The following is a 13,427-nucleotide window of genomic DNA, read 5'->3' as shown; positions in this document are numbered from 1 at the left end:
CTACTCGGCCAGGTGCGCGAAGAGGAACCAGCGGTCCTTCTCGAGCGTCGCCTTGATGCTGATCGCGACGTCCTGGCTCGTCAGGTCGATCTCGTCCAGGCCATCGACGGCCGCCTGCGTGTCGGCGATCACGCGGTCCATGTCGGTGATGACGTTGCGGATGAGCGTCTCCCACTGCGTGAACCCTGCGGGGACGGCCGTCGCGGCCGACTTCTCGGCGATCGTCGCGACACGCGCGTCGACGGGCAGGCCCAGGGCGACGATGCGCTCGGCGGCCTGGTCGGCGCCGGCCTGCGCGTTGGCGACGACGGAGTCGAGCAGTTCGTGGATCGCGATGAAGTTCGTGCCGCGCACGTTCCAATGCGCCTGCTTGCCGTTCACGGCAAGACCCTGCAGCCCGAGAACAACGGGAGTAAGGAACTGGGCGGTCGCGGCGGCGACGGTGGGGTCGGCAGCGGTTGCGGGGGTCGTGTTGATCTTCGTCATATCTCTCGCCTCCATACGGGTCGGATGCTGCGCGCCCGCGCAGGTGTTCCGACGAATCCAACGCTAGTGCGCGGTGATCATTCCGCAAGCAAGACAAGGCTCCGCTAACTGCCGCACGCCCTGCCGGGCAAGCCCGCTCGACTCGGCTAACGTCGAGGCGTGCCTTCAGCCGACCATGATCTGGGTCCCCAGAACCTCCGCAAGCCCTCCCGGGTCGTCCTGCGCGAACCGCAGGACCGGTCACCCGAGCACGCCGAGCCGTCGCGGTTCCTGCCGCACGTGCAGGGTCTGCGCGCGATCGCGGTGCTGTTCGTCGTGCTCTACCACTTCTGGCCCGCGCGGCTCTCGGGGGGCTACGTCGGCGTCGACATCTTCTTCGTCATCTCGGGCTTCCTCATCACGGGGCACCTCATGCGTGAGCTCACCGCGACGGGCACGGTGCGACTCGCGCAGTTCTGGGCGCGCCGGGCACGGCGCCTGCTGCCGGCATCCCTGCTCGTGCTGCTCGTCTGCGCCCTCGCCGCCGCGACGCCTTACCTGACGCCGACCTCCGCGCTGCCCAACGAAGTGCAGGAGATCCTCGCCTCGACGTTCTACGTCGAGAACTGGTTCCTCGCCTTCACCTCCGCCGACTACCTCAACCACGCCGGCGACCCGACGACCGTTCAGCACTACTGGACGCTGTCGCTCGAGGAGCAGTTCTACGTCATGTGGCCGCTCATCATGCTTCTTGCGGCATGGGTCGGCGTGAAGTTCTTCCGCGGAGCGCGCCGCCGTGCCGTGCTCGTCGCCCTCGGCGTCGTGACCGCCGTCTCGTTCGTCTTCTGCGTCGTCTTCACGATCACCGACCCGGCACCGGCCTACTTCGTCACCTTCGCCCGCATGTGGCAATTCGGCGTCGGGGCGCTCATCGCCCTCATCCCGATGCTGCGGGTGCGCAACGCCCTCGGCAGCTTCGTGCTCGGATGGGGCGGCGTCCTCCTGCTGCTGTACGTCGCGGTGACCTTCGACGCACAGACGCCGTTCCCCGGCTACATGGCGGCTCTGCCGACCCTCGGGGCGGCGGCGATCATCGCGGCATCCAACACCGATCGCTGGTGGTACCCGACCCGCATCCTGGCGCTGCGCCCCGCGCAGTTCGTGGGCGACATCTCCTACTCGCTGTACCTGTGGCACTGGCCGCTCATCGTCATCGCGCCGTCCGTGCCGTTCTGGGGCCTCACGATCTACCACCGCGTCGCGCTGCTCGCGCTGTGCTTCGTGCTCGCGTGGCTGACGAAGGTGTTCGTCGAAGACCCCGCGCGCACCTGGAAGGTGCTCACCTCGCGGCCCGCGCGGGTGACGCTGTGGACGTCGCTGGCCGCGATGCTGCTCGTCGCCGGCACGACCGTCGGTGCCTGGGCGATCAACGCTCCCGCGTACGACTCGGGCGTGCGCGAGATCGCCGAGCTGCGCGAGAACCCGCCGGAGTGCTTCGGCGCGGCCGTCGTGCTCGACGACGCCTGCGCCGCCACGGACGCGGGGGACACGATTCTTCCTGCGCCCGGCTTCGCCGGAATCGACCGACCGGGTGACCCGCAGTGCTTCATCCAGCTCAACGACGCCCGGCCCGTCTCGTGCGAGTTCGGGTCGGACGACGCCGACGCTCCCCGGATCGCGCTCGTGGGCGACAGCCATGCCTACCAGCTGCTGTCGACCTTCCAGCGCATGGCCGATGACAACGGATGGCACCTGACGACGTGGTTCAAGGGCGCGTGCCCGTGGAGCACGACGCCGCTGTCGACCCCCGGCGCGTTCGGCGAGGCGTGCACCGAGTGGCGCGACGGCGTACGGGCGGCTCTGGCCGACCGCGACATCGACGCTGTCTTCACCGCGGCGATCGCCACGACCCCCTACGCTTCCGCAGGCTACGAGTCGTCCTTCGACGCGGCCGTCGCGGGGTACCGCGAGGCGTGGGCCGAAGTGCTGGAGCGCGGCATCCCCGTCATCACCGTCGTCGACAACCCCGTGTGGGAGACCGACCCCAACAAGTGCCTGCGCACGCGCGACCAGGCGGAGTGCGACGGACCGCGCTCGGAGCTGCTCGTCGCCGACGACCCCCTGCGTGCCGCTGCCGCGGGAGTCGATGGCGTCACGCTGCTGGACTTCACCGACGTGTTCTGCGACGAGGACACGTGCTGGCCGGTCGTGGGCGGCGCCAACATCTACCGCGACCAGGACCACCTCACGGTGACCTTCGCCGACACCGTGGCTCCCGCGTACACGGCGGCGATCGAAGAGGCACTCGCGGCACGCGCGCAATAGGGTCGGACCATGACCGTTGCCGAAGGTGCCTCCATCCTGTCCGTCCTCGGCTCGACGCCGCGGCTCGACCCGACAGCGTTCGTCGCCGCCGGCGCGCGGGTGATCGGAGCGGTGACCCTCGGGCCGGAGGCCAGCGTCTGGTACAACGCCGTTCTGCGCGCAGACGGTGACACGATCACGATCGGCGCCGGAAGCAACCTGCAGGACAACGTCTCGGTGCACGTCGACGGCGGCTCACCCGTCGTGATCGGCGAGAACGTGTCGGTCGGCCACAACGCCGTCGTCCACGGCTGCACGATCGAGGACGGCTCGCTCATCGGCATGGGCTCGGTCGTACTGTCGGGCGCCGTCATCGGAGCCGGATCCCTCGTCGCCGGGGGAGCGGTCGTGCTCGAGGGCATGGTCGTGCCGCCCGGTTCGCTCGTCGCGGGGGTGCCCGCGAAGGTGCGTCGCGAGCTGACGCCCGAGGAACGCGACGGCATTCGGCGAAACGCCGACGCGTACCGCCGGCACACTGCCGAGCACGAAGACGCAGCGCGGGCCTGAGGCCTCTCGTCAGACCGCGGCCGGCCAGACGGCGATGACGCCGACGATCGAGGCGGCGAGGATCAGCACCCACGCGAAGAAGGTGTTCATCACCTGTCGGCGGCCGCGGCCCACGGCCCGGTCGAACGCCGTCGCGAGTCGGTCGGCCTCGGCGGTGTAGTCCGCGAACCGCTGGTCGTGCAGCGCGCCGCGCGCATCTGCCGTGTCGCCCTCGAGCGGCTTGCGCAACGCCTGCTCGGCGGGTGCCAGCTGCTCGCGATAGCGGACGCCGGCCGCCGCGATGTCGGCGTCCCATGCGCGCCAGGCCGCACCGAGAGTGAACACCTGATAGGCACTGCCGAGGAGCCACAGCACCGCAGCGAGGAAGGTCAACGTCACTTCGGGATGCTATCGGGATGCGCCGGGCCCGAGGGACCGGCGTTCTTGGAGGGGCTGACGGGAATCGAACCCGCATCATTAGTTTGGAAGACTAAGGCTTTACCACTAAGCTACAGCCCCGCAATCGGCGTAATCCTGCCGATCATCGCAACGGAAAGCCACGACTTCGTCCAGTCTAACGGACCCGAAGACACGATCCGGACACGTCGGGGAAGCGAGCCGCGCGCGTCGGCTAGACTTCACAGGGCCGTTTCGTCTCCGCATTCGTGCGCGACCCGCCCGGGGCGTAGCTCAGCTTGGTAGAGCGCCCGCTTTGGGAGCGGGAGGTCGCAGGTTCAAATCCTGTCGCCCCGACGTCACGACCCCGCTCGGGGATCCGAGACCCCAGACATTCATCCGCCGCGGCCGAGTCCGGTCCAAACGAGGAGAACGAACAGGCATGGTCAACAGCACCGTCGAGAAGCTCAGCCCCACACGGGTAAAGCTCAACATCACGGTCAGCCCGGACGAGCTCAAGCCGAGCATCGCGCACGCGTACGAGCACATCGCGAAAGACGTCCAGATCCCGGGTTTCCGCAAGGGCAAGGTCCCCGCACCGATCATCGACCAGCGCATCGGACGCGTTGCGGTGCTCGAGCACGCGGTGAGCGACGGGCTCGACCGCTTCTTCCGTGAAGCCGTCGCCGCCAACGAGCTGCGCGTCATCGGGCGCCCGAACGCCGAGGTCACCGAGTGGCCGAACGAGAAGGACTTCTCGGGCGACCTCGAGGTCACGATCGAGGTCGACGTGCGCCCCGAGTTCGAGCTCCCCGCCTTCGAGACGCTCACCATCGAGGTCGACGCCGTCGAGACCGACGAGGCCGCTGTCGACGAAGAGCTCGACCGCCTGCGAGGCCGCTTCGGCACGCTCATCGCCGTGGACCGCCCGGCTGCGACCGGCGACTTCGTCGAGCTGGACCTGGTCGCCACGATCGGCGACACCGAGATCGACCGCGCCGAGGGCGTGTCGTACGAGGTCGGCTCGGGCGAACTGCTCGAGGGCATCGACGAGGCGATCGACTCGCTCACCGCAGGTGAGGACACCACTTTCCGCTCGAAGCTCGTCGGCGGCGACCACGCCGGCGAAGAGGCCGAGGTCTCGGTCACCGTCACCGCGGTCAAGGAGCGCGAGCTGCCCGAGGCAGACGACGACTTCGCGCAGATGGCGAGCGAATTCGACACGATCGCCGAACTGCGCGAGAGCCTCGCGGCCCGCGTCGGTCAGCAGGCGGTCTTCGCACAGGGTGCCGCTGCTCGCGACAAGTTCATCGAGAAGCTCATCGCCGAGGTGGACATCCCCGTTCCCGCCCAGCTCATCGAGGACGAGGTTCACAATCACCTCGAGGGTGAGGGCCGTCTCGAAGACGACGTCCACCGCGCCGAGGTCGCCGAGGCGAGCGAGAAGCAGTTCAAGACGCAGATGCTCCTGGACAAGCTCGCCGAGCAGTCCGACGTGCAGGTCTCGCAGGAAGAGCTCACGCAGTACCTCATCCAGTCGGCCTCGCAGTACGGCATGGCTCCCCAGGAGTTCGTCAACGCCCTGCAGGAGGGCAACCAGCTGCCGGCGATGGTCGGCGAGGTCGCCCGCAACAAGGCCCTCGCGGTCGCTCTCGGCAAAGTCACCGTCGTCGACACGAACGGCAAGCCGGTCGACCTGACCGGCTTCGTGGCCGTCGAAGACGAGCCGACCGCCGAAGAAGAGGTCGTCGAAGAGGCGCAGGAGATCGCTGACGCCGCTGCCGACGCCGACGAGGTGATCGCGGCCGAAGAGGCCGAGAAGCCCGCCAAGAAGCCCGCAGCGAAGAAGGCGCCCGCCAAGAAGGCGCCGGCCAAGAAGAAGGCCGCTGACAAGGAGTAGGTCGCACACGCGACGCGAAGGGTGGATGCCGCGGCATCCACCCTTCGTCTTTGCCCAGGGCGAACACGCGCGGGTCGCCGGCGGCGCGCCGGTAGATTCGATGCGACGACCACGGAATCAGGAGTGTCACATGGCCGAACCACTTGTCGCGACGAGCGTCTTCGACAGGCTGCTGAAGGACCGCATCATCTGGCTGGGCTCGGAGGTGCGTGATGAGAACGCCAACGAGATCTGCGCGAAGATCCTGCTCCTCGCCGCTGAGGACTCCGAGAAGGACATCTACCTCTACATCAACTCGCCCGGCGGCTCGATCACGGCCGGCATGGCGATCTACGACACGATGCAGTTCGTGCCGAACGACATCGTGACGGTCGGCATCGGCATGGCCGCCTCGATGGGGCAGCTGCTGCTGACCGCGGGCACGAAGGGCAAGCGCTACATCACCCCGAACGCCCGCGTCCTGCTGCACCAGCCGCACGGCGGTTTCGGTGGAACGGCGAGCGACATCCAGACGCAGGCGCAGCTGATCCTTGACATGAAGAAGCGTCTCGCCGAGATCACGGCGGCCCAGACGGGCAAGACCGTCGAGCAGATCAACGCCGACGGCGACCGCGACCGCTGGTTCCGCGCCGATGAGGCACTCGAATACGGCTTCGTCGACCACATCCGCGAATCCGCCTCCGACGTCATCGGCGGCGGCGGAACCGCCAACTGACCCGGCTGACGGCGAAAGAGAGAAACCGAATGCACACCCCGACTGTCGGCATCCCCCAGGGTCTTCAGATGCCCAACAGCCGCTACGTCCTGCCTCAGTTCGAAGAGCGCACGGCCTACGGCTACAAGCGTCAGGACCCCTACAACAAGCTCTTCGAGGACCGCGTCATCTTCCTCGGCGTTCAGGTCGACGACGCGTCGGCCGACGATGTGATGGCGCAGCTGCTCGTGCTGGAGTCGCAGGACCCCGATCGCGACATCATCATGTACATCAACTCGCCCGGCGGCTCGTTCACGGCCATGACGGCGATCTACGACACGATGCAGTACGTGTCGCCGCAGATCCAGACCGTCGTGCTGGGCCAGGCTGCCTCGGCGGCGGCCGTGCTGCTGGCTGCAGGCGCACCCGGCAAGCGCCTCGCGCTGCCGAACGCGCGCATCCTCATCCACCAGCCGTCAATGGGCGAGGCAGGACACGGCCAGGCGTCTGACATCGAGATCCAGGCCCAGGAGATCATGCGCATGCGCACCTGGCTCGAAGCGACGCTCGCGTACCACTCGAACAAGCCCGTCGAAGAGGTCCACAAGGACATCGACCGCGACAAGATCCTCTCGGCGGAAGAGGCGCTCACGTACGGCCTCGTCGACCAGGTACTCACGACACGCAAGCGCGGGCAGACCGCCATCACGAGCTAGCGGATGCCGCGCAGCCCCGTCGTCCGGACATTTCCGGGCGGCGGGGCTTCGTCGTCCATGTCGGCTTCCACTTGCCGCGTCGCAATCCCGCTCCATGTCGCAGCTTGCGGATAGGCTCGGAGAACGGCTGGACCCGGCCCGACAGAGGAGGAGCCACATGGCACGCATCGGTGAGAGCGCCGACCTGTTCAAGTGCTCTTTCTGCGGAAAGAGCCAGAAGCAGGTGCAGCAGCTCATCGCTGGGCCTGGCGTGTACATCTGCGACGAATGCGTCGAGCTGTGCAACGAGATCATTGAAGAGCGGATGGCCGAGTCCTCGTCGGGCGTCGTGTCCGACTTCGACCTGCCGAAGCCCCGCGAGATCTTCGACTTTCTCGAGGAGTACGTCGTCGGCCAAGAAGACGCCAAGCGGGCGTTGTCGGTCGCCGTGTACAACCACTACAAGCGCGTGCGCGCCCACGGCACGCTGCAGTCCGCAGAGCAGCGGGCCGAAGAGATCGAGATCGCCAAGAGCAACATTCTGCTGCTCGGGCCCACGGGATGCGGCAAGACCTACCTCGCGCAGACCCTCGCGAAGCGCCTCAACGTGCCCTTCGCGGTGGCAGACGCCACGGCGCTGACCGAGGCCGGCTACGTCGGCGAAGACGTCGAGAACATTCTGCTGAAGCTGTTGCAGGCAGCCGACTTCGACACGAAGCGCGCCGAGACCGGCATCATCTACATCGACGAGGTCGACAAGATCGCGCGCAAGGCCGAGAACCCCTCGATCACCCGCGATGTCTCGGGCGAGGGTGTCCAGCAGGCGCTGCTGAAGATCCTCGAGGGCACGGTCGCCTCGGTGCCTCCGCAGGGCGGGCGTAAGCACCCGCACCAGGAGTTCATCCAGATCGACACGACGAACGTGCTGTTCATCGTCGCCGGTGCTTTCGCGGGCCTCGAAGAGATCATCTCGTCGCGTGTCGGCAAGCACGGCGTGGGCTTCGGTGCACCGCTGCACAACAAGGGCGACGACCTCTCGCTGTTCAGCGAGGTCCGGCCCGAGGACCTGCACAAGTTCGGACTCATCCCCGAGTTCATCGGGCGGCTTCCGGTTGTCGCATCCGTCGCACCGCTTGACCGTGCGGCGCTCATTGAGATCCTCACCGGCCCGAAGAACGCGCTCGTCAAGCAGTATCAGCGCATGTTCGAGCTCGACGGTGCGGCGCTCGAGTTCGACGTCGAGGCGCTCGAGGCGATCGCCGAGCTCGCCGTGGCGCGAAAGACCGGTGCGCGCGGGCTGCGGGCGATCCTCGAAGAGGTGCTGGGGCCGATCATGTTCGAGATCCCGTCGTCCGACGACATCGACAAGGTCATCATCACGCGCGCCGCCGTCGAACAGGGTGCGACGCCGACGCTCGTGCTGCGAGAAAAGCGCAAGAGCGCCTGACCCGCGAGGGCCCTCAGTCGGTGAGGCCCCGTCGCGTCAGCAGCGGGCCGATGTGGGCGTCGCGGCCCCGGAAGTCGCGGTACGCCTCGAGAGGGTTCTTCGAACCGCCGACACCGAGCAGCCGTTCGCGGAATCGGTCCCCGTTGGCCCGCGTGAGTCCGCCGTTCTCGCGGAACCACTCGACCGTGTCGGCGTCGAGCACTTCGCTCCAGATGTACGAGTAGTACCCGGCGCTGTACCCGCCCGAGAAGATGTGCGCGAAGTACGTCGATGAGTACCTGGGCGGGATCTCTTCCATGTCGAGCCCGATGTCGCCGAGAGCGGCCTTCTCGAAAGCTGCGACGTCGTCGACCTCGGCCGCCTGCTCGGGCGGGAGCGAGTGCCACGCCTGATCGATCCAGGTCGCCGCGAGGTATTCGCTCGTCGCGAAGCCCTGATTGAACGCGGCCGAACTCGTGAGCTTGTCCACCACGTCGTCGGGGAGCGGCTCTCCGGTGTCGACGTGCCGCGCGTACGAAGCGAGCACGTCGGGCCAGAAGATCCACATCTCGTTGACCTGGCTCGGGAACTCGACGAAGTCCCGGAAGACATTCGTGCCCGCGAAGTGCGGGTAGGTCACCGTCGCGAAGAGGCCGTGGAGCGCGTGGCCGAACTCGTGGAAGAAGGTCGTCACCTCGTCGAGGGTGAGCAGTGTCGGCTCTCCGGGTGCCGGCTGCGAGACATTCAGATTGTTCACCACGATGGGGGCCGTGCCACGCAGACGCGACTGGAGCACGATCGAGTTCATCCACGCCCCGCCGCGCTTGGTGTCCCGCGTGTACAGATCGAGCACGTACAGGCCGAGGGCCGATCCGTCGGAGTCATGCACCTCGAAGACCCGCGCGTCCGGGTTGTAGGCGTGCAGGTCGGCACGCTCGGTGAAGGTGATGCCGTACAGCTCGGTCGCGGCGCGGAACACGCCGTCGTGCAGCACTCGCTCTGCCTCGAACCAGGGGCGCAGCGCCGCCGTGTCGAGGTCGTAGCGCGCGGAGCGCACCCGCTCGGTGTAGAACGCCCAGTCGTGGGCCGCGAGGGGGAACGGCTCGGGTTCGGCGTCGATGATCTTCTGCAGATCGGCGCGCTCGCGCCGGGCGTTGCGGGCGGCGGGGATCGCGAGGCTGCGCAGCAGCTCGTGCACGGCGGCGGGGGAGCCGGCCGTCTCATCGGAGGTCACGTAGTCGGCGTGCGTCTCGAAGCCGAGCAGCTGTGCGCGCTCGGCGCGCAGGGTGACGATCTCGCGCAGCACGTCGCTGTTGTCGTGCGCGTTGCCGCGGCGTCCGCGCGCCCGTGAGGCGTCCATGATGCGGCGCCGCGACTCGCGGTTGGTGAGTGAGGAGAGATAGGGGTGGCCGGTGAACAGCGGCAGCGTCACGACGTATCCGTCGTCGAGACCTCGATCGCGTGCGGCACGGGCAGCCGCCGACACCTCGCCGTGGGTGATCCCCGCGAGTTCATCCGCCGTGTCGAAGACGACCGCGAGGTCGTTGGTGTCCGCGAGCAGGTTCTTCTCGAACGTCGTCGTCAGCACCGACAGGCGAGTGTTGATCGAGGTGAGACGGGCCTTCGCTTCGTCATCGAGTCCGGCTCCCGCGCGGGCCATCTCGCGGTAGCGCCGCTCGACGAGATAGCGCTGCTCGGGGTCGAGATCGAGCTCATCCAGGCGATCGTGCAGCGTCTTGATCCGCCAGAAGAGCTGCGCGTCGAGCTGGATGGCATCGTGGTGCGCAGCCATCAGCGGCGCGAGCGTCTCTTCGATCTCCTGGATCTCGTCGGTGGCATCCGCCGCGGACACCGTGTAGAACGCGTGGGCGACGTCCGTCAGCAGCGCACCGCTGGACTCGAGCGCGACGATGGTGTTCTCGAACGTCGGCATCGATCGCACGCGCGTGATGGCGGCGACCTCGGCGAGCTGCCGCTCAAAGCCCTCGCGGAAGGCCGGCAGGTAGTGCGCGGGACGGATCTCGGCGTAGTCGGGCAGGCCGTACGGCAACGTCGACGGGGTGAGCAGAGGGTTCGCGGATGCCATGGGCCCAGCCTAAACGCCGCAAAACGGCGCGACCTCCAGCCGAGTTCACCCCGCGGTCAGGGGTAGCGGGGTCAGGAGAACTCGTCGTCGGGGTCGTGGCTGACGACGGGCTCGTCGGCGGCGTCGAGGGTGACGATCGTGCCCGTGTCGAGTTCGGCGATCGGCCGCCCCTCGAGCCACGTCAGGGTCCACCGCGGACGCGGCCCGTCCGTCAGGGCGAGCGCGCCTTCGACTGAGCGGATGCCTCGGGTGAGGGCCGTGGGCACCGAGGTGGGCGGTTCGTCGCCCGACGTCCAGCGCGTGCCGAGCTGCATCAGGCCTCCTCGACCGGGGCGAGGACCACGTCGCCGACGGCGAGTTCGTCACCGTCCGCGTAGGCGATGTCGCTGATGCGACCGACGGCCTTGAGGTCACCCTCGGCAAGGCTGATCGCTGCGAGGGATGCCGCGGGCGCCGTGATCGTGAGGCGCTCGACCGCTGTCTTCTGCGATGCCTTGGCCTCGGTCTTGGCGCGGCGGACGCCGATGAGTGCGGCGCTCACGGCCTTCAGCACTGCCGGGTCTCCCTCGATGCCGAGGGGCTCCGGCCAGGGCGCCGTGTGCACCGAGTCATCGTTGAACCACGACCACGACTCTTCGGCGGCGAAAGCCAGGACCGGCGCGAACAGCCGCAGCAGCGTCGACAGCGCGGTCCGCAGAGCGAGAGCCGCCGAGGGCTGCCCGACGTCGGTCTGGTCGTAGGCGCGCTCCTTCACGAGCTCGAGGTAGTCGTCGCAGAACGTCCAGAAGAACGACTCGGTGAGTTCGAGCGCCCGTGCGTGGTCATAGCCTTCGAACGCCTTCGTCGCCTCGCGCACGACGCCGTCCAGCGTCGCGAGCATCGACGCGTCGAGCGCATGTGTGATCTCAGCACCCTCGGGCACGGGGAAGGACAGCACGAATTTCGACGCGTTCAGAACCTTGATCGCCAGGCGACGCCCGATCTTGACCTGCGTGGGGTTCTGCGGGTCAAAGGCGGCGTCGGCGCCGAGCCGGCTCGAGGCCGCCCAGTAGCGCACCGCGTCGGTGCCGTGCTTGTCGAGGATGTCGGCGGGAGTGACGACGTTGCCCTTCGACTTCGACATCTTCTTGCGGTCGGGGTCGACGATGAAGCCCGAGATGGCGGCATCCGTCCACGGCGCCCGGCCGTCTTCGAGGGTGGAGCGCAGCATCGTCGAGAACAGCCACGTGCGGATGATGTCCTGTCCCTGCGGGCGCAGGTCGAACGGCGCCACGAGGTTCCACAGCTCCTCATCGCGCTGCCAGCCACCGGCCAGCTGCGGCGTGAGCGATGATGTGGCCCAGGTGTCGAAGATGTCCTTCTCCGCATCGAATCCGCCCGGCATGCCGCGCTGGTCCTCGGTGTATCCCGGCGGTACGTCGATCGTCGGGTCGATCGGCAGCGTCGCCTGATCCGGTGTCAGCACGCGGTCGTAGTCCCGCTCGCCGTTCTCGTCGAGGGCGTACCAGACGGGGATCGGCACGCCGAAGAAGCGCTGGCGCGACACGAGCCAGTCGCCCGTGAGGCCTCCGACCCAGTTCTCGTAGCGCACGCGCATGAAATCGGGGTGCCACGCCATGTCCTTGCCGAGGGCGATGAGCTTCTCACGCAGCGACTCGTCGCGGGCGCCGTTTCGCAGGTACCACTGGCGGGTCGAAACGATCTCGAGCGGGCGGTCGCCCTTCTCGAAGAACTTCACGGCGTGCGTGAACGGCTTGGGATCGCCGTCGAGTTCGCCCGACGCGCGCAGCAGGTCGACGATCGCCTTCTTGGCGCTGAACACGGTCTTGCCCGAGATCTCGGCGTAGGCCGCCTTCGCGGCATCCGTCACGATGACATCAGGGGCTTCGGCGAGGATACGGCCGTCCTTGCCGAGGATCGTGCGGTTGGGCAGGTCGAGTTCGCGCCACCAGATGATGTCGGTGACATCGCCGAAGGTGCAGATCATGGCGATGCCCGACCCCTTGTCCTTCTGCGCGAGGGGGTGCGCGAGCACGGGCACCTCGACGTCGAAGAGCGGCGTGCGAACGGTCGAGCCGAAGAGCGGCTGGTACCGCTCGTCGTCGGGGTGCGCGACGAGCGCGACGCAGGCCGCGAGCAGTTCGGGACGTGTCGTCTCGATGTGCACGTCGCCCGAGCCGTCGCTCTTGTGGAAAGCGACGCGGTGGTACGCCGCGGGCTGGTCGCGGTCTTCGAGTTCGGCCTGCGCGATCGCGGAGCGGAAGTCGATGTCCCACAGCGTCGGCGCGAGCGCCTGGTAGGCCTCGCCGCGTTCGAGGTTGCGAAGGAACGCGAGCTGGCTCGTGCGGATCGTGTCGTCCGAGATCGTGCGGTAGGTCTGGGTCCAATCGACGCTCAGCCCGAGCTGGCGGAAGAGGGCTTCGAACTGCTTCTCGTCTTCGAGCGTCAGGCTCTCGCACAGCTCGATGAAGTTGCGGCGGCTGATCGGAATCTGGTCTGCGGCCTTGGTGCTCTTGTTGTCGCCGCCCTGGAACGGGGGCGTGAAGTCGTTGTCGTAGGGCAGCGACGGGTCGCAGCGCACGCCGTAGTAGTTCTGAACGCGACGCTCGGTGGGAAGACCGTTGTCATCCCATCCCATCGGGTAGAACACCGTCTTGCCCCGCATGCGCTCGAAGCGCACCTTGACGTCGGTGTGGGTGTAGCTGAACACGTGCCCGATGTGCAGCGACCCGGATGCCGTCGGCGGGGGAGTGTCGACGGAGTAAACGCCCTCGCGCCCGACCTCTGCCGCGCGAGCGCGGTCGAACAGGTAGGTGCCCTGCTTCTGCCACGCGGCATCCCATGCGGTTTCGAGACCTTCGAGAACGGGCTTGTCGGGAATCGTGGACATATGAGGTCTCCTCGCCGTATGTGCG

The 13,427-nt window shown here is 67.7% G+C and carries 11 protein-coding genes and 2 tRNA genes; 7 read left to right on the top strand and 6 right to left on the bottom strand.

The genetic code is table 11. The features are described 5' to 3' along the window. Window positions 1-486: a Dps family protein gene (locus tag AC25YV_RS07930; protein ID WP_488123286.1), complete on the bottom strand. Its 486-nt coding sequence runs from the start codon at window positions 484-486 to the stop codon at window positions 1-3. Between the two features lie 159 nt (window positions 487-645). Between AC25YV_RS07930 and AC25YV_RS07925 the strand changes: the two genes are divergently transcribed. Together AC25YV_RS07925 and AC25YV_RS07920 are read left to right on the top strand one after the other, a co-directional pair. Next, on the top strand, window positions 646-2,790 hold the full coding sequence (locus AC25YV_RS07925) for an acyltransferase family protein (RefSeq protein ID WP_488123285.1): 2,145 nt from the start codon (window positions 646-648) through the stop codon (window positions 2,788-2,790). A 9-nt stretch (window positions 2,791-2,799) separates the two neighbouring features. Next, complete coding sequence (locus AC25YV_RS07920) at window positions 2,800-3,336, top strand: gamma carbonic anhydrase family protein (RefSeq protein ID WP_488123284.1); 537 nt, start codon at window positions 2,800-2,802, stop codon at window positions 3,334-3,336. A 9-nt stretch (window positions 3,337-3,345) separates the two neighbouring features. Here AC25YV_RS07920 and AC25YV_RS07915 read toward each other — a convergent pair whose 3' ends face one another. Continuing rightward, entirely contained in the window at window positions 3,346-3,714 is a 369-nt protein-coding gene (locus tag AC25YV_RS07915; RefSeq protein ID WP_488123283.1) for a hypothetical protein, read from the bottom strand. A gap of 46 nt (window positions 3,715-3,760) precedes the next feature. After that, window positions 3,761-3,834, bottom strand: a tRNA-Gly gene (locus AC25YV_RS07910). A gap of 160 nt (window positions 3,835-3,994) precedes the next feature. Between AC25YV_RS07910 and AC25YV_RS07905 the strand changes: the two genes are divergently transcribed. The 5 genes from AC25YV_RS07905 (at window position 3,995) to clpX (ending at window position 8,447) form a co-directional block, all read left to right on the top strand. Continuing rightward, window positions 3,995-4,068 (top strand) — tRNA-Pro (locus AC25YV_RS07905). An 85-nt stretch (window positions 4,069-4,153) separates the two neighbouring features. Beyond that, complete coding sequence (gene tig / locus AC25YV_RS07900) at window positions 4,154-5,611, top strand: trigger factor (protein ID WP_488123282.1); 1,458 nt, start codon at window positions 4,154-4,156, stop codon at window positions 5,609-5,611. 130 nt (window positions 5,612-5,741) lie between these two features. After that, on the top strand, window positions 5,742-6,326 hold the full coding sequence (locus AC25YV_RS07895) for an ATP-dependent Clp protease proteolytic subunit (protein ID WP_488123281.1): 585 nt from the start codon (window positions 5,742-5,744) through the stop codon (window positions 6,324-6,326). A 29-nt stretch (window positions 6,327-6,355) separates the two neighbouring features. Further along, window positions 6,356-7,021, top strand: a complete 666-nt coding sequence (locus tag AC25YV_RS07890; protein ID WP_488123280.1) for an ATP-dependent Clp protease proteolytic subunit — start codon at window positions 6,356-6,358, stop codon at window positions 7,019-7,021. A 157-nt stretch (window positions 7,022-7,178) separates the two neighbouring features. Then, window positions 7,179-8,447 (top strand): ATP-dependent Clp protease ATP-binding subunit ClpX, encoded by a 1,269-nt coding sequence (clpX, locus tag AC25YV_RS07885; RefSeq protein ID WP_488123279.1) that lies wholly within the window; start codon window positions 7,179-7,181, stop codon window positions 8,445-8,447. A gap of 13 nt (window positions 8,448-8,460) precedes the next feature. Here clpX and AC25YV_RS07880 read toward each other — a convergent pair whose 3' ends face one another. The 3 genes from AC25YV_RS07880 to valS form a co-directional block, all read right to left on the bottom strand. Further along, the gene (locus AC25YV_RS07880; protein WP_488123278.1) at window positions 8,461-10,512 is read right to left on the bottom strand and encodes a M3 family metallopeptidase; all 2,052 of its coding nucleotides are present in this window, start codon (window positions 10,510-10,512) and stop codon (window positions 8,461-8,463) included. Window positions 10,513-10,583: 71 nt separating this feature from the next. Then, window positions 10,584-10,826 (bottom strand): hypothetical protein, encoded by a 243-nt coding sequence (locus tag AC25YV_RS07875; RefSeq protein WP_488123277.1) that lies wholly within the window; start codon window positions 10,824-10,826, stop codon window positions 10,584-10,586. Then, entirely contained in the window at window positions 10,826-13,402 is a 2,577-nt protein-coding gene (gene valS, locus AC25YV_RS07870; protein ID WP_488123276.1) for a valine--tRNA ligase, read from the bottom strand. Before valS ends, AC25YV_RS07875 begins: the two co-directional genes overlap by 1 nt. Between the last annotated feature and the right edge of the window lie 25 nt (window positions 13,403-13,427).

This window comes from Microbacterium sp. Y832 (assembly GCF_057669765.1).
This window is presented reverse-complemented; position numbering and strand designations above follow the sequence as displayed.